Annotated in this window: 18 protein-coding genes; 9 read left to right on the top strand and 9 right to left on the bottom strand. The window is 70.1% G+C overall.

The features are described 5' to 3' along the window. Positions 1 to 13: 13 nt before the first annotated feature. Entirely contained in the window at positions 14 to 688 is a 675-nt protein-coding gene (locus OV208_RS22485) for a hypothetical protein (protein ID WP_267575928.1), read from the top strand. A gap of 39 nt (positions 689 to 727) precedes the next feature. Here the strand turns inward: OV208_RS22485 and OV208_RS22490 are convergent, their stop codons facing one another. From OV208_RS22490 to OV208_RS22500, 3 genes are all read right to left on the bottom strand, one after another. Continuing rightward, complete coding sequence (locus OV208_RS22490; RefSeq protein WP_267575929.1) at positions 728 to 1,756, bottom strand: methyltransferase; 1,029 nt, start codon at positions 1,754 to 1,756, stop codon at positions 728 to 730. A gap of 103 nt (positions 1,757 to 1,859) precedes the next feature. Continuing rightward, complete coding sequence (locus OV208_RS22495; protein ID WP_267575930.1) at positions 1,860 to 2,933, bottom strand: hypothetical protein; 1,074 nt, start codon at positions 2,931 to 2,933, stop codon at positions 1,860 to 1,862. A 141-nt stretch (positions 2,934 to 3,074) separates the two neighbouring features. Beyond that, positions 3,075 to 5,111 carry a c-type cytochrome gene (locus OV208_RS22500; protein WP_267575931.1) on the bottom strand — a complete coding sequence of 679 codons (2,037 nt, stop codon included), beginning with the start codon at positions 5,109 to 5,111 and terminating at the stop codon, positions 3,075 to 3,077. A 257-nt stretch (positions 5,112 to 5,368) separates the two neighbouring features. On the opposite strand from OV208_RS22500, the gene OV208_RS22505 reads away from it, so the two are divergent. Further along, the gene (locus OV208_RS22505) at positions 5,369 to 6,901 is read left to right on the top strand and encodes a sensor histidine kinase (protein ID WP_267575932.1); all 1,533 of its coding nucleotides are present in this window, start codon (positions 5,369 to 5,371) and stop codon (positions 6,899 to 6,901) included. Next, positions 6,898 to 7,602, top strand: coding sequence for a response regulator transcription factor (locus tag OV208_RS22510; protein ID WP_267575933.1), 705 nt, complete (start codon positions 6,898 to 6,900; stop codon positions 7,600 to 7,602). The genes OV208_RS22505 and OV208_RS22510 overlap by 4 nt, the downstream gene beginning before the upstream one ends. Positions 7,603 to 7,629: 27 nt before the next feature. Here OV208_RS22510 and OV208_RS22515 read toward each other — a convergent pair whose 3' ends face one another. After that, positions 7,630 to 8,328: a class I SAM-dependent methyltransferase gene (locus OV208_RS22515; RefSeq protein WP_267575934.1), complete on the bottom strand. Its 699-nt coding sequence runs from the start codon at positions 8,326 to 8,328 to the stop codon at positions 7,630 to 7,632. A gap of 218 nt (positions 8,329 to 8,546) precedes the next feature. Between OV208_RS22515 and OV208_RS22520 the strand changes: the two genes are divergently transcribed. The 3 genes from OV208_RS22520 to OV208_RS22530 all read left to right on the top strand — a co-directional run bounded on the left by OV208_RS22520 (position 8,547) and on the right by OV208_RS22530 (position 12,498). Further along, complete coding sequence (locus OV208_RS22520) at positions 8,547 to 10,232, top strand: hypothetical protein (RefSeq protein ID WP_267575935.1); 1,686 nt, start codon at positions 8,547 to 8,549, stop codon at positions 10,230 to 10,232. A 198-nt stretch (positions 10,233 to 10,430) separates the two neighbouring features. Beyond that, positions 10,431 to 11,795: a sigma 54-interacting transcriptional regulator gene (locus OV208_RS22525; RefSeq protein WP_267575936.1), complete on the top strand. Its 1,365-nt coding sequence runs from the start codon at positions 10,431 to 10,433 to the stop codon at positions 11,793 to 11,795. Between the two features lie 55 nt (positions 11,796 to 11,850). Further along, positions 11,851 to 12,498: a DUF3332 domain-containing protein gene (locus tag OV208_RS22530; protein ID WP_267575937.1), complete on the top strand. Its 648-nt coding sequence runs from the start codon at positions 11,851 to 11,853 to the stop codon at positions 12,496 to 12,498. Positions 12,499 to 12,555: 57 nt separating this feature from the next. On the opposite strand, the gene OV208_RS22535 is transcribed toward OV208_RS22530, so the two are convergent. The 3 genes from OV208_RS22535 to OV208_RS22545 all read right to left on the bottom strand — a co-directional run bounded on the left by OV208_RS22535 (position 12,556) and on the right by OV208_RS22545 (position 15,127). Continuing rightward, positions 12,556 to 13,140: a hypothetical protein gene (locus tag OV208_RS22535; RefSeq protein WP_267575938.1), complete on the bottom strand. Its 585-nt coding sequence runs from the start codon at positions 13,138 to 13,140 to the stop codon at positions 12,556 to 12,558. 95 nt (positions 13,141 to 13,235) lie between these two features. Then, on the bottom strand, positions 13,236 to 13,787 hold the full coding sequence (locus tag OV208_RS22540; RefSeq protein ID WP_267575939.1) for a hypothetical protein: 552 nt from the start codon (positions 13,785 to 13,787) through the stop codon (positions 13,236 to 13,238). Beyond that, a complete protein-coding gene (locus tag OV208_RS22545) occupies positions 13,784 to 15,127 on the bottom strand; it encodes a hypothetical protein (protein WP_267575940.1) in 1,344 nt (447 codons plus the stop codon). The genes OV208_RS22540 and OV208_RS22545 overlap by 4 nt, the downstream gene beginning before the upstream one ends. 184 nt (positions 15,128 to 15,311) lie before the next feature. On the opposite strand from OV208_RS22545, the gene OV208_RS22550 reads away from it, so the two are divergent. Then, positions 15,312 to 15,962, top strand: coding sequence for a gluconate 2-dehydrogenase subunit 3 family protein (locus OV208_RS22550; RefSeq protein WP_267575941.1), 651 nt, complete (start codon positions 15,312 to 15,314; stop codon positions 15,960 to 15,962). After that, the gene (locus OV208_RS22555; protein WP_267575942.1) at positions 15,959 to 17,605 is read left to right on the top strand and encodes a GMC family oxidoreductase; all 1,647 of its coding nucleotides are present in this window, start codon (positions 15,959 to 15,961) and stop codon (positions 17,603 to 17,605) included. Before OV208_RS22550 ends, OV208_RS22555 begins: the two co-directional genes overlap by 4 nt. Before the next feature lie 12 nt (positions 17,606 to 17,617). Here OV208_RS22555 and OV208_RS22560 read toward each other — a convergent pair whose 3' ends face one another. Next, positions 17,618 to 18,088 (bottom strand): hypothetical protein, encoded by a 471-nt coding sequence (locus OV208_RS22560; protein WP_267575943.1) that lies wholly within the window; start codon positions 18,086 to 18,088, stop codon positions 17,618 to 17,620. Between the two features lie 60 nt (positions 18,089 to 18,148). Here OV208_RS22560 and OV208_RS22565 point away from each other — a divergent pair, with 60 nt between their 5' ends. Beyond that, a complete protein-coding gene (locus OV208_RS22565) occupies positions 18,149 to 18,583 on the top strand; it encodes a hypothetical protein (RefSeq protein ID WP_267575944.1) in 435 nt (144 codons plus the stop codon). A gap of 59 nt (positions 18,584 to 18,642) precedes the next feature. On the opposite strand, the gene OV208_RS22570 is transcribed toward OV208_RS22565, so the two are convergent. Then, entirely contained in the window at positions 18,643 to 20,946 is a 2,304-nt protein-coding gene (locus tag OV208_RS22570; RefSeq protein WP_267575945.1) for a hypothetical protein, read from the bottom strand. Between the last annotated feature and the right edge of the window lie 10 nt (positions 20,947 to 20,956).

Genomic DNA, 20,956 nt, shown 5'->3' on the forward strand with positions numbered 1-20,956 from the left:
TGCGCAAGGACGGGTGAATCCCTCCCAACCCCAGGCGCGCCACGACATCGAAATTCCGGCCCGCGGGGGAGGGGCGTGGAGGACGTGTGCTAGGACTCGCGGGGATCGGCAGACACTCTCTCCCACTCCTTCGCACCGGCTCCAGTCCTCTAAGGAGTACGTCTGGGGCCCCCGGTTCGGGGATCCGCGCAAGTGGAGCACGACCCTGTCCCTGGGCCGCCCCAACATCTCCGCCGGTGACATCCGGGGCGTCATCTTCAGCGACTTCCTGCCTCACCGCATGGAGGACGTGCCCGTCGCGCGCATCCGGGGCCCACTGTCGTTCTCCCTGCCCGCGACCATCGCGGTGTCATCCGTCACGCCGCTGAGCCTGCACACGCGGGCCACGCTCAGGGAGGCACGCTTCCATGTCATGTCCATCGAAGAGGAAGAGGTCAGCCTCCTGAGCGAGAACACGGAGCAGCCCGGCTTCTCGGCGGTGTTCACCGACGCGAAGGGAAACCCCATCCGCGCGAGCCTGAAGAAGCGCGAGGACTTCGACGACGCGACCTTCCGGCTCGACTTCGAAACCCGGAGGCCCGTGCGCCAATGGCAGAGGCTCCAGGCCCAGGGCGCGAGCAAGACCTATACGTACCCGTTTGAAATCACGGCCCACGTGCTCAAGCCCGTGTCCTCGCGGAAGAAGTAACGCCCCCCGGCGCAATGGCAGACACCTTGCGCCGGAGGTTCACTGCCCCCTGCGGGCTTCCATGAGGCTCATGCCCGTGCGGCTGGGCGAGATGCCTTCCAGCGTCCAACCGGTGGCGGCGAAGAGCGTTCGGAACTCCTCCACCGTGCGCTCCTTTCCGCCCACCACCGCCAGCATGTTCAGGTCCAACAGCGACGCGAACGAAGGACTGCCGTCGTCCGGAATCACCTGCTCCAGCACGAACAGCCGGGCCCCGGACGGTGAGCCGTCGTGGATCCGCTGGAGGATGCGGGAGGCCTGGGTGTCCGGCCAGTCGTGGAGGATGAACTTGAGCAGGTACGCCTCCGCTTCGGGGATGCCGGATGCGAAGAAGTCACCGCCCACCAGGTCCACGCGGTCCGCCAGCCCCTGCGCTTCCAGGCGGGCCCGGGCGCTGGGGATGACAGCCGGCTGGTCGAAGAGGATTCCCCGGCAGCCGGGATGGGCCTTGAGCACATGGCCCAGGAGGACGCCCTGGCTGCCTCCGATGTCCGCCACCCGCGCGAGGCTGGAGAAGTCGTGGAGCGCGGCGAGCTCCACGCCCACCTCGTCGGAGATGTTGCCCATGGCCTCCGCGAACTCCTCGGTCAGCACGGGGTCGCGGTTCAGCCACCCCCAGAAGTCCGTCCCCAGGGTTTCGAGCGTGCGCGGTTTTCCCGTGCGGACCGCTTCACCGAGCTGACCCCAGGGCAGCCAGTGGCCAGGGTTGCTCATCGCGAGCGCCATGCCCCGCATGGAGCCCGGCACGCCCCTGCGCAGGGCCTCCCCCAGGGGCGTCAACGCGAAGGTGCGCGGCGGGGCTTCCACGAGCATGCCCGCGGTGACGCCACCGCGCAGCAGCCGGTACAGGTGCTGGCCCTCCAGGCCCAGCGCCCGCGCCACGTCGTCACAGGGACGCGGGCCCCCGGCCAGTTGCTCCACCACCTCCAGCCGGACCAGGGTGCCGAGGATCTGCGTGATCCAATACCCCGTGACGTACTGCATGAACCGCACGGTGGGCGAAGCCATCTGTTCCGAGGGAGGAGCCATGCACGCCAGTGTGGAAGCCCCGGACGCGGGAGGACACCCCGCCCCGGAGGATGAGGTTTGTGTGTGAAAGCGTGTAACGCCTGCCGTTGCCTGGAGAAGGTACTCACAGGTTGTCGGGTGACGCGAACCAGGCCCAGTCCTCTTCCGTCAGGGGCAATCCCTCGCGCTGACGGCGGGCAAGCAGCACCTCCTGCCTCCACGCAGCGAACCCTCCCGCGACGGGCCAGGCCCGGGAGACGGTGCCCTTCAGGGGCTGCGCGAAGTTGAGCAACAGCATGCGGTTGACGCGTTCGACGACCTGCGGGCTCGCCCCGGTGCGCAGTTGGAACTCCGCGCTGAACAGGGCACCCGCTTCCCGCACGCTGCTCGCGGGGGTGCCCGCCACCAGGACCGAAGGCCACAATCCGAGCAGGGGCGGCTCCACGCCTTCGAGCAGCGCCGCGTGCAGCCGGTCATGCCCGTCCAACACCAGCCACTTCGCCAGGATGTCCACGTAGAGCAGCAACGCGGGTGGCAGCGTCCCGTCCCGCGCGCGCTTGCGCCAGCTCTTCACCCGGCCGTCGTCAGGGGCGGAAGGTGCGCGGAGCGGAAGCACGGCACCCGGCCGTTGCGCGGGCAGCGTGTCCCACCAGTTCTCGTTCCAGGCCGGACTGAACCGCGTCACGGCGTCCAGCGAATGGGGGGCCTGGGGTGGCTGGCCGAAGCACCACTCCATGGGAGAGACGGGATGGCGCTCCGCCTTGTCGGCGGACACGGCGCTCACGGGACGCAGGCACCACTGCCCGGAATGCAGCACCGACGCCGGAGCCTCCACGAGCTCCCGCGCCAGCTTCCACTGCCAGGCCTCCCACCAGGGGGCGGAGCCCGGAGCGTGGGATACGGCACGGACCTCGGGCGCTGACAGCGAAGGCAGCCTCCACGGGAATGGCGCCGTGCCGCGCAGGAAGACCGCGCGATCCCACCAGTCGTCGATGCGCACCCACAACAGCGGCGCATCCCCGCTCATCAAGCGGAGCCGGTAGCGCCCGGCCGCCTCCAGGCGCAGGGCCGGACGCCGGGCCTGTCGGGCTCCAATGGGCACGTCCAGCAACAGGCCGGGGCCGGGCGTGCGCAGGCCCCAGGTCTCCGCCGCGTCCACGGTGAGGGAGACGCCCGTCGGGCCTCGTGTCAGCGCCACGACGGGGACCTTCCGGGGCTCACCGCGCGCGGGCTTCGGGAAGACACGTGGCTTCGCAGAGGCACCGCGAACTCCTGGGGGACAGCCCTGTCCCGCGCCTGCACTCCGGGGCCCTGCTTCGCCCCGGAGCGAGGGTGGGGTCTACAGCGTCTGCAGGTACGCCACGAGGTCGTCCACGTCCGCGTCCGACAACTGCGACGTCTGGCCGTGCTTGTTCGTCTCACGGCCGTTCATCATGCGGGCCCGGAGCGTGGGCGCGCTGCCGTCATGCAGGTACGGCGCGGTGCGGCCCACACCCAGCAGCGACGGGGTGTTGAGCCCCGACTTGATGACCGCCGCGGCGTCCTGCAACACGCCCGTGCGCACGAACGTGCCCACGTCCGCGTTGGTGTTGTTGGTGAGCAGGGCGCCCGCGTGGCAGGTGTCGCACGCCGCCTTCTTGTAGAGCGCTTCGCCGCGCGTCTGCGCCTCGGTGAGCGGCGTGCCCTGGTGCGGGTTGTCCGTCGCCGGGATGGAGTCGATGAACGCCGCCAGCTTCGACACCGTGTCGGTGTCCAACTGCGTGCCGCCCATGCGGTCGATGACCGTGGCGTTCATGAACTCGCCCAGCCCGGAGAACTCCCCGCTCCAGTGGAAGGGCGCCGTCGACGTCGTCATGCGGCCCGCGAGGCTGGGCGTCTGGCGCGGCCCGTCCGGGAAGCCCCACACGTGTCCGTCCTCGCGGCCCTCCAGGTGGCACGACGCGCAGGAGACGGCCACCATGGGGCTGGTCATCTTCGGATCCGCCGCGGTGAAGAACAGGCGCCGGCCCGCCGCCGCCAGCGGGGACAGGACGTCGCCCGCGAGCGCCAGCCGCTGGCGCTCCTCGGACACGAAGCCGTCCCTGCCCTCGCCGCTGCTCACCAGCGTGCTGAGCGTGTGGTCGAACGCGTTGTAGACATACGCCTTGCTCCCATCGCGGGTGATGGCGATTCCGTTGGGCCCCGCGCCCACCGACACCACCTGCCGCACGGAGCTCGCCTCGTTCGGCAGGTCGCCGCCCGAACGGCGCCACGCGGGCACGATGGCCACGTTGTTCGTCTCCTGGTTCACCAGGAACAGCCACGCGCCCGACGGGTCCACCACCGCCGCGGCGGGGCCCTGAAGGGGTGAATCCATCGACGGGCTCGCGATGAGCGACGTGGGGAAGTCCGGCTTCTCTTCCGGCGGCGGCTTGCACTCGTCCAGGTCGTCCACCACCGGCGCGGGGGCATCCCCTTCCGCGTTGAAGGTGATGAGGCCCGCGGCCACCACGCCGCCGCCCACGCCCGCGCCGCACGGCGTTCCACCGCCGTACATCGAATCGCCGCCCCCCATCCCGTCGTCGGGCTCCGCGGCCAGCGGATCCTCGCGCGACCAGAGCACCGGCGCGAAGAGCCGCCGTCCATCCGGAGCGCCCAGCAGGTCCACCATGCCGCGCGCGCGGAAGGTGCGCGCCCCCTGGGGACTTCCAGGGTCGGACAGGGAGTCCAGGGCGGAGACGCGCCCCGGCCTGGAGGACGCACGGTTCGCTCTCGTGTTCAGGTCCGTCCCTTCGCGCAGCACCCGGGGCCGGTCCGCGTCCGACAGGTCCACCGTCATCACGTCGCCCTGCCGGAACAGCGTCACCGCCGCCTTCTTGCCGTCCTCCAGGAGCGCGATGCCGCGAGGCTCTTCCCCCAGCGGCAGCTCCCAGCGCGCGGTGAGCGAAGCGGTGTCGATGGCGGTGAGGCTGCCGTGCTCGCTGGAGGTGCGCGTGGCGCTGTTCACCACGTACAGCGTCCGGCCGTCCGGCGACACCGTGAGCCCCGTGGGCTCCACGCCCACGTCCACGCGCGCCGCCTCCACCGTGTCGCCCTTGCGGATGACGGACACGCTGCGGCCGCCGCGGTTCGTCACGTAGACCGTGTCGTCCGGGCCCACCGTCACGCGCTCCGGACGCGGGCCTACCCGCACCTCGCCCACCTTCTCCCGGCGCTCGGTGTCCACCACCGCGAGGATGCCGTTGTCGGCGTCCACCACGTACAGTGTCGAGTCGTCCCGGCTGAGCGCCACGGAACCGGAGGCATTGCTCCAGGTGCCCGCCACCTCGCGCTCACTGCACCCCGAAAGCACCAGCGTCGTCACCGCGCAGAACGCGGTCCATCCCTGCCGTCGCATCGGAATACCTTCCCCTCCCGTGTGGCCCGCGCGCCGTCCCGGCCTTCGCCTCTTGAGCGCGCATATTCCCCACGGCCTGTCGGGTGCGTGCCGGCCCTGCTCACACGCCGTCCCGAGGGCCGCATGCTCGCCCACCCGTCCACCGGAAGTCGATGCCCTCCACACCGGCCGTGCGCCTCCGGACAGTGTGGGGAAGCCTCCTCCCTCCCCCAAATGCCCCGAGCACCCGGCCCCCGTCGCGTGTAGACACGGAGGTCGTGTTACGCCCCGCGCCCGTCATCCTCAGCTTCCGGCGCACGTTCGCGCTGCTCATCCTGCTGGTCGTGCTGCCGTCGGCCGGCCTGTCGGGCTTCGGCGTGGTGGCCATCATCAACGAACGCGCCGCGGTGGAGAAACGCCTGGAGGCCGCCTGGCGCGGCACGCTCGCGGACCTGTCCGCGGAGGTGCCCCGCGCGCTCAACAGCGGACGGTTGGAGACGGTGGAGGGCGGACGGCTGGCGTTCCTGCTGCCGGACGACCAGGAGCTGTCCGACCCAGAGGGCACCTTCCACGTGGAGAACGGCCTGGTGCGCACGAAGGATCCGCAGCTCGCGGAGTCCCTGGCGGCGCTGGTGCCGGAGGCCGCCTCGCTGCCCACGGTGCCCACCGTGTTCTCGCTCGCCCCGGGCAACCGGGCGGTGATGGTGGCCGCCGAGCGCAAGGGCACCACGGTGCAGGGCGTGCGGCTGTCCGCCGTCGCGCTGGACAGCCTGTTGTCGGAGAAGGCTCAGGGACGCGCCACGTCGGAGCCGGTGCGCTTCACGCTCCTGCCGGTGCCGCGCGACACGTCCGGCGAGGGCGGGCTCGTCAACCGGCTGATGTCGGAGGTGGCGCAGGCGCGGCAGAACGCGATGGGGCCGCCGGTGCTCGCGGAGCGGGTGCTGTCCGCGCCGTTGCAAGACTTCCGGTTGGTGGTGCTGCCCACCGGCGAGGACCCCGTGGCGAGCACCTCCACGCGCAACCGCGCCGTGTACGGCGTGCTGCTGGGCTTGTTCTATCTGACGCTCACGTTTGGCGTCATCTACACCGGCCGCGTGCTCTACCGCGAGGCGCGCCTGTCGCGCATGAAGACGGACTTCGTGTCGCTGGTGAGCCATGAGCTGCGCACGCCGCTCACCTCCATCCGCATGTTCATCGAAACGCTGGCGCTGGGCCGGCTGAAGGACCCCGCGCAGATGCAGGAGGTGTTGGACCTGCTCACGCGTGAGACGGAGCGCCTGTCGGACCTCATCGAGCGCGTGCTGGACTGGGCCCGCGTCGAGAGCGGCCGCAAGGTGTACCAGCGCGAATCCGTGCCGGTGGCGGACGTGGTGGACGCGGCGGTGGCGGCCTTCCGCGCGCAGCGGCTGGGGGACGGCATGGAGCTGAGCGTGGAGGTCGCGGGAGGCCTGCCTCCGGTGGACATGGACCGCGTCGCGGTGTCGGGCGCGCTGCTCAACCTGTTGCAGAATGCGTACAAGTACAGCGGGCCGACGAACCGGAAGATCGCGCTAAAGGCGCTCAGGGACGGCAGACACGTGAACCTGTCGGTGGAGGACAACGGGGTGGGAATCGCCAGGAAGGACCGCAAGCGCATCTTCGAGCGCTTCTACCGCGTGGACAACCTGCTCACGCGCAAGACGGAGGGCAGTGGCCTGGGGCTCGCCATCAGCAAGCGCATCGTGGAGGCGCACGGAGGCCGCATCGACGTGCAGAGCGAGCCCGGCCAGGGCAGCCGATTCACCATCCAGCTTCCGGCGGGCCGCGCATGAGCACGCCCGACGAGAAGCCGCGCCGCATCCTGGTGGTGGAGGACGACCTGTCCATCCTCACCGGCGTGTCCATGAACCTGCGCTTCGAAGGCTACGAAGTGCTCCAGGCGCAGGACGGCCGCACGGGCCTGGCCAAGGCGTTGGACGAAGCGCCGGACCTGCTGGTGTTGGACCTGATGCTCCCGGAGCTCAACGGCTACGAGGTCATCCGCGAGCTGCGTCAGCGGGGCCGCGACACGCCCGTGGTGGTGCTCTCCGCGAGGGGCCAGGAGTCGGACAAGATTCTGGGCCTCAACCTGGGCGCGGACGACTACGTGGTGAAGCCCTTCGGGCTCCAGGAGCTGCTCGCGCGCATCAAGGCGGTGCTCCGGCGCAGGTTCGGGGCCACGGGCACCAGCGCGCCGCCGGTGACCTTCGGGGACGTGAAGGTGGACCTGGCGCTGCGCACGGTGGCGCGCGACGGGCAGCCGGTGGAGCTGACGGCGCAGGAGTTCAAGCTGCTGGCGCACTTCCTGGCGCACCCGGGCCGCACCTTCACCCGCGAGGAGCTGCTGTCCGGCGCGTGGGGCTACCACTACGAGGGCAGCGCGCGCACGGTGGACAACTTCATGCGCCAATTGCGGCTGAAGTTCGAAACCGACCCGGAAGCACCCAAGCACTTCCTCACCGTGCGGGGCCTGGGCTACCGCTTCGAGCGCTGAAGCCAGCGCCAAGGCTCCGGGGCGGCGTCACAGCCCCGCGACGCCGATCTGGCGCAGGTCCTCCAGATCGAAGGGCTTGCCGTCGAAGCGGCCGAAGCGCTCGCGGGGGGTGAGGCCGCTGGAGGTGAGGGCGACCTCCAGCTCCTCGGGGAGGAAGTGGCGCAGCTTGAGGCGGCGGATGGGACTGGAGCCCCCGGGAGTACGCCGTTCGCGCAGGTGCAGGGCGAACAGCGGGCGGCGGGGCTCCACGGCGGAGCCGGGCTCGTCCTCGTCGCGCGGCAGCACGGGTTCACGCGGGGCGTTGAGCACGTCGTAGACGAAGGTGCCCCCTGGGGCCAGGTGGTGGACGACGGTGGCGAGGAACGCCTCCACGTCATCGTGGCCGGGCATCAGGCCCAGCGCGTGCTGCGGGGCGAGCACCAGCGGGAACTTCTCCGGCAGCCGCAGCGTGCGCAGGTCCTGGGCCAGCAGGCGCGTGCGCTCGGAGACTTCGGGGGGTTCGGAGGCGCGGCGCTCCTCGGCGGAGCGGATCATCACGTCCGACGGATCCACGCCCACGGTGGCGAAGCCGTGGCCGGCCAGGGCCCAGGGCACGCGGCCATTGGCGGCGCCCAGCACCAGCACGGGCGAGCCGTGTTCAGTCGCCTGCCGCGTGTAGAAGACGAGATCCGGCTCCTGTCCCACGAGGGACAGCGGGGTGCGGCCGCGTGCGTCGTTCCCAGCCATTGTCGAGGCCCTAGCACGGTTGCGGGGCCCTTCGGGACTCCCGGGTGCGCACCGTGGGCAATCCTTTGCCCACACGCTGTCCAACAAGTGACTCCCTACGACGCTCCCCGACGGTTGTCCCATCCCGGAGGGCTGGCACCCTCCTTGCCTAGGACTCCCGCATCACGGGGTGCCCGCGTGGGTGCTCCGCCTTTGAGTGTGTGTGAGGTGTTCGTCATATGAGGCACGGCGGGTGGCGGTGGACGGGGGCGGTCCTGCTGGTGGGAACGCTGGGGTGGGCGGGCTGCGGCGGCGATGACGGCAACACGCGCGACGTGGATGATCCGGTGGTGCCAGTGGTCCCCGTGGAGGACCCAAGGCTCCCGGATGGCGGCACGGAGGTCCCGGACTCGGGCACGACGGTTCCCGACGCGGGGCCGGGTGGAGTTGACGCGGGCACGGGCGGCACCGACGCGGGCACGGGCGGCGGCACCGACGCGGGCACGGGCACGGATGCCGGCACCGGGGGGCCAAACGAGACGGTGCAGACCTATCCCCTGCCCTCCGCGCCGGGCTGGACGTTCTACAACCAGGAACTGGGCGCGCCGCGCTACGTGTACGGCATCTCCGCGGACCAGGGCGGCAACGTCTGGGTGGCGGGCGGCGAGGAGGGGCTCTTCCTCATCAAGAAGGGCGAGAACACCATCAAGCGCTTCACCATGTCCGAAGGCCTGCATCCCTTCGGGCGCATGCGCGACGGCGTAGGCGGTCCTCCGCCGGGCATCCCGTATCTCAAGGTCATCTCCGTGGCGGGTGGACCCGCGGGCACGGTGTTCGTCGGCTACGCCGGCAAGCCGCCCCAGCCGGGCATGCCCACGTGCGAGGACGAGTGGGACCAGTCGGAGCACGACGGTCGCGAACCGGACGCGAGCGTCTACAAGAGCGGTGACGCGGACAAGGTGACGCTCAAGGCGGACGGCACCCTCGACGTCGTGCACTACGACATCCACACCGGCCCCACCAAGGTGGGCGCGGAATTGCGCGGCCGTGAGAAGGTCTGCACCATCCACCGCATCGCCTACGACCCGGTGAAGGAACTCGTCTGGTTTGGCGGCAACCATGGCTTCGCCATGGGCGACGCGAAGTTCGATGGCAACGTCCCGTCCTACTGCTGGGATCCGCGCCCGTGGACCACGCCGGGCTTCAAGTGGGAGTTCGTGTGCGCGGGTCTCTACGAGCACGTGCATCCGCACATCTCGGGGTCGAAGGGTGAGCTGCTGTCGGACCGCTACTTCGGCATCGCCATCGCTGAGAACCACGACGTCTTCTTCGGCGGGCAGATCCGCTCGACACGTTTCCGCTACGGCACGAACGGCGATGACTACTGGACGGCCCAGGGGGAAACGGAAGATCCGCCCTACAGCGCGAACCGCTTCGACATCTGGGCGGACAAGGTTCCGGACTATCCGACCGCGGCGGACCGCGTGGATGACAACGTCTCCGGCATGGCCATGGCGGGCAACGGCGACGTCTGGGTCAGCTCCTTCTACTTCGGTCTGGCGCGCCTGGGCCCCAACGGCGAGGTGCAGGGCAAGGTGATGCAGGACCTGGTGAACTACACGCCGGCCAAGGGCAACACCGCCGCGATGGCACCCACCTCCGCGGTGGCGACGGATCCGCTGGATGGAAGCCTCTGGGTGGGCGCCAACTGGTGGGGCGGCCTCACGCGCCTGAAGGGCGGCGGCACGGTGAAGTACGGCGCGGATGTCTTCGGCACCACGCTCACCTCTGTCAGCGCCGTGTCGGACATCCAGTTCGACCGCTCCGGCGGCAAGCGCCGGGTGCTCGTATCCTTCGAAGGCACCAAGGTCGCGAAGACGGGCGTCGTCACCCCGGGCCTCATCGGCATCTACGACGGCGACTGACCGGCGGAGTCATCACGAAAGTACTTCACGGCCGTCCTTCTCATTTTCCGAGGAGGGCGGCCGTGGTGTTTCCGCCCACTTCCAAGCCGGGGCGCCCCGCCGCCATGACGCACCGTGCCCGGCCGTCCACCAGCCGGGCACCGACTTCCGACAGAAAGCACGCGCGGGCCGGAAGCCGACTAGAATGCCGTCCCGTTCATGTCCACCGTCCCTCCCGCCCCCATTCCCGCGCACACCGTCGTCGTCGCCCGTGCGCAGGCGGAGCGGCTGTCCGCGCAGCGCTTCCACCTGGTGCTGCTGGACACCGAACGCGCGGGGACCGTGTACCCGCTGGCCACCGAGGACCTGCGCGTCGGCAAGTCCACCGACAACGACGTCGTCATCGACCACCCCACGGTGAGCCGCAACCACCTGGTGGTGCGCCGCCAGGGGGACCGGTTCCTCGTGCAGGACCTGGGCTCCACCAACGGCACCTTCCTGGACGGCGCCCAGGTGCGTGAAGCCTACCTGCGCCCCGGTGCCCTGCTGGAAGTGGGTGACGTGCGCCTGCGCTTCAGCCCGCAGATGGCGCCCGTGCAGGTGGAGCCCACCGTCGAGGACCGGCTGGGCGACCTCGTGGGCCGCAGCGTGCCCATGCGGCAGATCTTCGCGCTGCTCCAGCGCATCGCCCCCACGGACTCCACCGTGCTGCTGGTGGGCGAGACGGGCTCCGGCAAGGGCGCGGGCGCCAAGGCCATCCACAAGTTGAGCACCCGCACCGCGGGTCCCCTGGTCGTCTTCGACTGCGCCAGCGTGTCCGACTCCCTCATCGAGAGCGAGCTGTTCGGCCACGAGAAGGGCGCCTTCACCGGCGCCGTGTCCCAGCGCATCGGATGCCTGGAGCGCGCCAACGGGGGCACGCTCTTCCTGGACGAAATCGACGACCTGGCGCTGGACCTGCAACCCAAGCTGCTGCGCGCCATCGAGGACCGGGAGTTCCGCCGCCTGGGCTCCTCCACGCCCATCTCCTTCGACGCGCGCATCGTCGTGGCCAGCAAGAAGGACCTCTGGTCGGAGACGCAGGCGGGCCGCTTCCGCGAGGACCTCTACTTCCGCCTGTCCGTCTTCACCGTCAGCCTGCCACCCCTGCGCGACCGCAAGGAGGACATCCCGCTGCTCGTGGGCGCCTTCGCGGGCGAAGGCCTGTGGCCCCGGCTGCCGGAGAAGATTCAGGAGCAGTTCCTGGGGCACACCTGGCCGGGCAACGTGCGCGAGCTGCGCAACGCCCTGGAGCGCGCCCGGCACATGGTGGACATCCCCGGCCTCACCGGGGACAACCTGCTGCGCGAGTTCACCCGCGATGTGCCGTCGCCCGCCGGGGACTTCCTGCCAGTGGAGTTCACCGGGCCGTTCAAGGTCTGCAAGGACGAGCTGGTGCGCGCCTTCGAGCGCGAATACCTCACGCGTCTGCTGGGCCGCGCCCGGGGCAACATCGCCCGCGCCGCCCGCGAGGCGGAGTTGGATCGCAAGCACCTCTATTCGCTGCTGCACAAGTACGGCCTCGTCCAGAGCGAGTCGGACTGACGCTTCGTGGCATGGTGGCGCCGCTTTCGCGGTTCCCCCTCCCCCTGGAGTGTCCATGAAGATGCGTCCGTCCCGCTGGCTGGGCGTGCTGTGCGCCAGTTTCCTGATGATGCATGCGACGGGCTGCTTCGGCTCGTTCAAGCTCACGCAGAAGATCTGGCAGTTCAACAAGGGCATCTCCGGAAACAAGTTCGTCCAGTGGCTGGTGTTCCTCGTGTTCATCGTCGTCCCCGTCTATGAAATCGGAACGCTCGTGGACGCGCTCGTCGTCAACAGCATCGAGTTCTGGACCGGCAGCAACCCGGTGAGCAGCGTGGAGGGCGAGGACCCCAACACGCGCATCGTGAAGCTCAGCCCCACCGACACGCTGAAGATGACGCGCGACCTGGAGTCCGGCGTCATGCGTCTGGAATTGCAGCGCGAGGGTCAGGCCCCGCTGGTGCGCTACTTCGAACCGCTGGAGGACGGCATGGTCGCGCGCGACGAAGCGGGCGCCCTGCTCATCCGCGCGCAGGGTCAGGAGGACGGCGCCGTGAAGGTGACGAACGCCACCGGCACCACGGTGACGGTGCACGCCCGGGACGCGGTGGACACCGCGCGGCAGCTCTTCCTGGACGGTGGCGCCCCGGCGCTCGCGCAGTTCGCCACGCACCAGGGACAGCTCTCCCAGGGCATGGCGGCGCTGAACACCTGCACGCCCTGAGTCCCAACGCTTGATGCAAGAGGGCTTCCGGTGAGTGTCTCCACCGGAAGCCTCCAGTCACGGCGGTCCGGGCAACGCCCAGAGGACCTGCAGGTAGTACAGCGTTGGAACCGGGCGGAAGAACACGGCCAGCATGAGCAGGACCGCCGTGGTCGCGCCCACCACCGCGCAGGCCAGCCGAAGTGCCCGGGGCGCTGGAAAGCGGCGCACCTGCACGAACGCCGAGACAAGGCTTGCCAGCAGCAGCAGGGGCCACCAGAAGAAGGCGGAGCCCACGAACACGCCAAGGGAATCCGGAAGCACTCCGCGTCCACGAAAATGGAGGAGCAGGAGCCCCAGCACCACCGGACCCGCGATCCACCGGAGGACTTCGGTGAGCGCGATGGAGGCCCAGAACAGCGAAGCGGCGTCATGACGCCAGGCACGCCGGGCTCCGGCGAAGCAGAGCCCCAGGATGACGGCGGCGCCAGCAACGTCCCCCACCTGCTCGCCGCCATGCATCGAATCCTGCAAGAGGATGATGGAGGGGGCGAACCTCCCCAGAAAGGTCGAAACCAGGCCTTCGGCCAGGACCGCGCAGAGGCTCCCCAGGAGCGCGGTGGCGAACCAGCGAGGCAGCGACGCGCGGGTTGATGCGTTCATGGGGTGGACACCCACCAAGCCCTGGGCTCCGGAGCAACACCGCCGCTCCCCTCCCGGAGGTGGGGAGCGGCGACACCGGACGACCTCTCAGGAGTTCAGGGTGCGGGCTCTTCCCCCACCACGTCACCCAGGTCCGGACCGAAGCCCGCGTCGAGCGCGGTGGCGGAGAACGTCCCCTCCAGGCTGCGGCCCGCGCCGTACCCGTCCCCCTTCTTGAATGACAGGGAGAAGTCACCGCGCGTGAGCTGATCCGGGTTGCCACCCTCGTCCAGCACCAGGTCGCCGCGCTCCACCAGGGTGAACACGCGCGCGGGCTCACCCGCCGCCACGTGCACCACCGAAGCGCGATCGCGACCGGACGGCGTGGTGCCACCCAGTTGCACCTTCGTGCCCGGCTTCAGGTCCACCCCTTCGGTGTCCACGGTGAGCCGCGCGATGAGGTCCACGTCCAGGTTGTTGTTGCGGAAGTAGCTCACCTGGAGCGCCTCCGGGTTGCGGCGCACCTCCACGCGCGACACGTCGGTGATGGTGAACAGCTCCGACACGCTGCCGGACAGCTCATTGTCCCCCCGGCAGCCGACGATGCCCGCGCCGGACACCAGCCCCGCGAGCCCCAGCGCCGCCAGGATGCGTCCCGCGTGGATCACCGCTCCACCGCCAGGTTCAGCGCGGTGGTCGCCGGATTGCGGTAGAGCACCACGCGCTGTCCCGTGGACAGGAACGCCAGCTTCGGCGACCAGCCTCCGTCGAAGTCCACCGTCGTCTCACGCCACTGGCCTTCCACGCGCGTGGCGATGACGAGCGCGTCGTCCGACGGCGAGCAGCCGCCCTCGTTGCGTCCGGGCTCCAGCGAGCAGACGTGGAACGCGATGGACGGATCATGCGTCGCCGGATCGAACGCCAGCGACGGGTACCAGCCGCCCGAGCCCGTCTGGTAGACGGGATCCGGCACTGTCCAGTCCGAAGCCAACGCGCACTTCGACCCCGTCTTGCCGTCGCAGGTGATGAAGGTGAGCTTGTTGTCCGAGCGATCCACCACCGCGACGCCGAAGCCCACCGTGGCGTCGTACGCCAGCGACGCGCCCAGCTGCGTGTTGCCCACCGACTGGATCTTCCTCGCGGGCGACCAGGTCTGTCCGTCCGCGCCCCGGCGCTGGAAGTACACGTTCGTTCCCGGCGCGTCCGCGGCCGCGATGGCCAGGTCGAACACCAGCGCAGGCTGCCCTTCCGCCATCACCACCTGGGAATGGCCGCCATACGCGGGCTTCTCCTCGCCTCCATTGCCTCCCGCGGCCGCCATCTGGTGCTGCCACGACGTCGGGCCACCAATGGCCAGCTCCATGTCACTGGCGTTCCAGTCCTGCTGCGGGTACTGCCCGTTGTGCACGTCCCGGTAGGCGACGATGGCCTGGTTCCCGTTGAACACCATGGACGGACTGACGCCCACCACGTGGCCTATGTCACTGACGGTGTTGGCCGGGGCCTCGTTGCTCATCCGCACGGCGACCTGTTCGGTCCACGTCCCGTTCGCGTTGCGGTAGGCCACCGCCAGGTCGCTCTGGAACCAGAAGATGGACTCTGGCGTGGTGCCGTCGTTGACGCCGCCCAGGTAGCTCACCGCGGGCTGCCCGTTCGCGGCGAAGGCCAGCGACACGCCGTACACGCGCTGCACGGTCCGGATGAGCTCCGGGGTCTGCTGCACCTGACCGTCCTTCACCTCGCGGTAGCGCAGCTCGTAGTCCAGCTCCTTGCCGGCCACCTTCACGAAGTACGCGATGCCGATGCGGTCATCGGGCCCCACCGCCATCGAGATGGAGGAGATGCGGTGCAATTCACTCGGGCCGGTGTCCACCACCAGCCGCACGAAGGGGGTTTCCGTCGTGCCCGCATCCGTTCCGGGCTTCGGTCCCGCATCGGGATTGGCCGGCTTGCCGCCGCCACATCCCAGCGCGAGCGCCGCACCCAGTAGCCACGCGTGCCGTTTCATGGGGTTCTTCTCCTTGGTCAAAGTCGGCCTGCTTGAGCGCGCCATCCTATGCCAGCCGAGCGACTTCCAGGTCGGACAAGCCGCGCGGTGCGAGCTTCCTGCACCCCGGCGGTGGGCGGCCAACCGACTCCGGACCCATCCTCGCACCGTGCAGGATGCGCATTTGGGCTAGGCTTCCTGCCCCATGGCTCGCGCGCGTTCGCTCCCCCGACGGTTGTCCCGGCGCACCTTCATCCAGCGCCTCACCTTCTTCGGAGGTGGCGTGGTGCTGCTGGGCGGCGCCGCCTGCAAGCGCTCCAAGGACCCGGAGCCCGCGAAACCTTCCGAGCCATCGGGGATCACCGCCACCGGGCAGCCCCTGCGCACCTTCTCCGCCTTCGAATACGCCGTCGTCGTCGCGGCCACCGAACGCCTCCTGCCGCGCGACGAGGACCCCGGCGCCCAGGACGCGGACGTGGCCCTCTACATCGACCGCATCCTGGAGACGCAGGGCCTGGAGTCCATGCACCGCGACTTCCTCCAGGGCCTCGCCGCTCTGGAGCGCCGAGCGGACCGCATGTTCCAGAAGGGCTTCGCCAAGGCCACGCCCGCCCAGCAGGACGAGCTGCTCGCCATCTTCAAGGACAGCCCGGCCGGCAGCGGCGAGGCGCACTTCTTCGAGCTCCTGATGACGCTCAGCCTGGAGGGCTTCCTGGGCGATCCGTCCTATGGCGGCAACAAGGGCCGCGTGGGCTGGCGGCTCATGGGCTTCGACACCGTGGGCACCGTCGCCATGGCGCCCCCGGAGGGCTACGACGGCCCCAAGTGCCTGCGCGAGTGCGGAGGTCACCCGTGAAGGCGGTGGACGTCTGCATCATCGGCAGTGGCGCGGGCGGCGCACCCCTGGCGCTGGAGCTGGGCCGCGCGGGCTTCAAGGTCGTGGTGCTGGAGAAGGGCCGGCACTACCAGGCCAAGGACTTCGTCCACGACGAGATCCTCAACAGCCGCCGCAACTTCTTCATGCCGCTGCCGTGGGATGAGCCCCACCTCGTCCGCCACGGCGCCAAGGCCCGCTACGAGCGCAGCAACGTCGCGTGGACCGCCAACTGCGTGGGCGGCGGCACCGTGCACATGAGCGGCTTCTTCTACCGCCTCAAGCCGGTGGACTTCCGCCTGCGCTCCACGCTGGGCGCTGTCTCCGGCACCACCGTGGCGGACTGGCCCATCTCCTACGAGGATATGGCGCCCTTCTACGACAAGGCCGAAGCGGAGATGGGCGTCTCCGGCTACGCCGTCCCCCACCCCTTCGCGGAGCCCCGGAGCGGCCCCTACCCGCTGCCGCCGCTGGACGTGCACCCGGTCGCCTCCGAAATCGACAAGGCGTGCTCGGCGCTCGGCTGGCACTCGACGCCCACCGCGCGCGGCATCCTCAGCAAGCCCTACAAGGGCCGGGCCTCGTGCGCGTACTGCGCGCTGTGCGGCAGCTACGGCTGTGAGACGGGCGCCAAGAGCGGCACCAACGTCAGCCTCATCCCCGCCGCGCTCGCCACCGGCAACGTGGAGGTGCGCCCCGGCAGCATGGCGCGCTCCATCGAGGTGGACCGCCAGGGCCGCGCCAAGAGCGTGGTGTACCTGGACAAGGACGGCGTCACGCAGGAGCAGCCCGCGAAGGTCATCATCGCCTCCGCCACCGCTGTGGAGAGCGCGCGCCTGCTGCTCAACTCCACCTCCAGCCGCTTCCCCAATGGCCTGGCCAACGGCAACGGGCTCGTGGGCAAGAACCTGCTCTTCAGCTCCTTTGGCGGCTCACGCGCCATCTTCCGAGTGTCGAAGCAGAAGGAAGCGCGGCCGTGGCTCACGGACCCGGCGCCCTTCGTCAACCGCAGCATCCAGGACTTCTACCTGATGCCGGACGCGCGCCACGGCTTCAGGAAGGGCGGCACGCTGGGCTTCATGTGGTCGCACCCCAACCCCATCTTCGCGGCGGTGGGGCTCGCGGGCGCAGGCAAGTCGGGCGTGTTCGGCAAGGAGTTGAAGGACCGCATGCGCGCGTACCGCGACTCGCGCATCCTTGAGTTCGAGGTCTACGCGGAGTTCCTCCCCACGCCCGGCACCTCCGTCACGGTGGAGTCCGGGGTGAAGGACAAGTACGGCATCCCCGTGGCCGCCATCACGTTGGACCGGCACCCGGCGGACTACGCCGCCACGCGCTTCCTCGTGGAGCGCGGTGAAGAGGTGCTGCTGCGCCTGGACCCGGACTCGGTGGAGCGCGTGGGCACGCAGGGCGAGACGACCATCCTGCAGCACGGCACCTGCCGCTTCGGCGACGACCCGGCCACCTCCGTGCTGGACAAGCACTGCCGCGCGCACGAGGTGCCCAACCTCTACGTGGTGGACGGCAGCTTCATGCCCACGGGCGGCAGCGTGCCCTCCACGCTCACCATCGCGGCCAACAGCTTCCGCGTGGCCCACCACCTGGTGAGCACCCTCAAGGGCTGAGCGCGCCGCGCGTCACTCCTGGACGCGCAGCGGCGTCACGTCCACCTTCACGACGTAGCGCGCCTGCATGTCGGAGTCGAACTCCACCAGGTGGTCGCCCACGCCGGTGACGTCCACCTGGCGCGTGAATTCGCCGAACTTCTCCATCTGATCCAACGCCGCGCGGCCCGTGGACGACTGGCGTTGCCGCGCCCGGCAGCCCTCCTCGTGCACGGTGACGGCCGTCTCCTCGCCCGCCGCCGTCACCTCCTCCAGGAAGAAGCTCACCTTGATGGTGGACGCCTCCGGCACCCGGACGATGAGCTGCCCGCGCCCGGGGAAGCGGCCTTCGGAATAGCTCTCAGGCCCCAGGATGCAGCCGGCGAACTGGTTGCACACGGGCCAGGACGCCTTGCAGACATCCTGCACGCGCGCACCGATGAAGTCCTCGCGCGAGCCGCCGCAACCGCCCAGCACCATCACCAGCAACGCCCCCGTCAGCACGCGGGCACTCCGTGTTACAACGCCAAACATTCTCTGAACCTCACCGAGGAGTGGATGTCCATGCGTCTGCGCAACCTGTGGCTGCCCCTCACCATCATCGCCCTTGCGGGCTGCGGAGACGAAGCGGAGGAGCTGCCCAACACGCCGCAGCTTCTCATCGACCGTACCGAGCTGAGCTTCGACACCGAGTTCTCCGCCGGCACCTACGTGGGAGCGACCACCTTCAACACGCTCTATCTGGAGAACCGCGGCCTCCAGACGCTGGAGCTCAACGAGGCCTCCATCTCCGGTCCGGGCGTCTTCACCATGAAGAAGCCGGAGACCTGGCCGGAGAACGGGCCCCTGAAGCTGGAAACCTACCAGCGCACCTTCATCGAGGTCGCCTTCAAGCCCAACGCGGAGGCGACGTTCGAGGGCAAGCTCACCATCAAGTCCAACTCCGCCGACGGCGACACCCGGGAGCTCGCGCTCAAGGGCAAGGGCATCGCCCGGTAGCGGTCCCGAAGCACCCGGAGGCGGCGGCGGTGTGAAACCCCGCCGCCCGCCCGGGCCCGCTAGCGGGTGAACTGGCAACCGCCCACCCACGTCCCAGCGTCCTGCGTGGGCGCCGGGCACTGGGTGGGGCTGCCACCATCCGGCGCCGTATAGGTGCGCGGGTAGTCGCCGTAGCCGGTGCGCACCGTGTAGCCCACGCGCCCGTAGTCGCTGCGCTCGGTGGCGCTCACCGCCACCTTGAGCGTGCCGCCCTGGATGAAGCGCCGCTCCAGGCAGGCGCACGCGTAGGGCGCCACCGTGACGCGCGTGGTGGTGGCCGTCTTCTCCAACTGGTACTGCGCCTGGTAGCTGCTCAGGGGCGTGCTCGCCGTGGTGTGCCACGCGCGCATCACCGACCCGCTGTACGCCAGCGTCAGCGCTCCACCCGTGCTCGTGGTCGACACCGGCGTGCACGTGCCGGTCCCGCCGTCGGTGGGAGGGGTGCCGTCGCAGAAGGTCAGATCCAACGCCAGCCCATGCGGGGTGCCACCGTCGGGCAGGTTGTCCACCTCCCACTGCACCAGCCACGACGCGTCTTCCGGCGCCGTGCGGCTGGGGAGCGTGTACGCGTACGTGTCCGTGTCGGACGGCACCGCGTCGTAGTCCGTGGGGCCGCGCACGCCCAGGCCCGTGGCACGGTCGTTGTCGCGCAGCCGGCCGTGGCCGTAGGACAACTGGCCCTTGGCCTCGAAGGTGGCGTCGTTCGCCGGCAGGTTGCCCGCGCCCACGCCGTTGAGCGTCTTGGCGCGCGGCTGTTCGACGCTTCCGCTGTAGGCGGCCACTTCCTCCGCGTCGTCGTCCTCCCAGCTCACCTCCAGCCGGTAGTCGCGGTCATCCGCCCAGTTGGTGCCGTCGTCCTGCACCACGAAGTGGTACGTCGCGAGCCCCGCGTGCGCCGGCACCGGCAGCGCGCCCTGGAAGTTGCTCAGGTTGGGGAAGCGCGCCGGCTCACCCTCCTCGCGCAGCGACTGGAGGCACAGCACCGCCTCCGCGTTGTTGCAGTAGGTCTGCACCAGCGACGGCGCATCCGGGTGCTCGCGTGCGTCGCGGGGGCACACGGTGGCGTCGTTGGAGCACTGGGTGCGCAGCTCGGGGGTGGGCGCCGCGCCCACGGTGGTGAAGACCAGCACCTGCCGGTCCGTCAGCTGGCCCAGCGGCAGGGGCAGCGGGTCGAAGCGGCCGCCCGTGGCCAGGGGCACCAGCCGGTAGCGCAGCACGCTGGGCTTGTTGTACGCGGGCACGCGCAGCGCGAACCAGTCGCGGTCGGACACGTAACCCAGCCGGCCGGAGAAGGACGTGGACGTGCCGGGCGCGCCCACCAGGTCGCGCGAGAACGCCCGCGCGTACGCGTCGTTGTCCCCGGACTGGTCCTGCGGATCCGCCTCGTCCAGGACGCGCACCTCCACCTCGTACGGCTGGCGCAGGTCGCCCGCGGGAGGCGGCTCATTGGCCGGGCGGTAGCCCTTCACCACCAGCGTCCACGTGCCGGCGAGCTTCACCTTGCGCGCGGTGGCCAGCACGCCCGGGTGCACCTTGGGCAGCACGTTGCCCTCCGACTCCTTGTCGGTGGTGCCCGGCCGGAGCAGCTCATAGGACAGGCGGTAATTGGGCGCGAAGCCCTGGTCCGGCGCGGTGACGCGCACGTAGGCAATCTTTCCCACCGTCAGCGGGAAGCTGAAGCGGTCCACGTCGTCGTCCGTCGCCAGGTAGCCTTGCGCGGTGCCCACCTGCACGGCGCCTTGCGCCGCGAGCGCGATGGGCGTGGGCGTGACGTCGTTGGGCTCGTTGGTGTCCGGGTTCTCGATGAGCTCCACCGTGAGCCGGTACGGATTGCGCGCGTCGTAGGCGGGGCGCGCGGGGTTCGTCGGCGCGTCGCGCACCACCACCACCAACTGCGTGTCCGGCGTGCCGTACGGCAGCACGATGTCCACCGGCCGGGGCGCGCCCGCGCCGTGCTGATCCGACTTCGACACCAGCGCGGTGTCCTTGTCCTTCTCCCGCACGCTGACGGACAGGTTCACCGGCGTGCTGGAGGCCAGGTACACGCCGGTGATGTGGACCAGCGTGCGCGCGTTGGCGCTGGCGGGGATGCGGATGCTGTACCAGTCCTCATCCCCCGCCTTCACGTCGCCGGTGAGCGCCAGGAAGCGCTCCATCGCCACGCCGGGCTTCAATTCACAGTCGGCGTTCGTCAAGGCCTCGTCGCGGCTGTTGCAGAAGTCCTCCACGACGCCAGTGCCGGCATCCGGCGTGTCCTCCCCATCCGAGGAACAGGCTGCCAGGAGGAAGAGCGCGAGCGGGAGCAGTCGGAAGCGGAGGCGCATGGGGAACTCG

Origin of the sequence: Corallococcus sp. bb12-1 (assembly GCF_026626765.1) — a bacterium.
In the GTDB taxonomy this organism is placed as follows: Bacteria; Myxococcota; Myxococcia; order Myxococcales; family Myxococcaceae; genus Corallococcus; species Corallococcus terminator.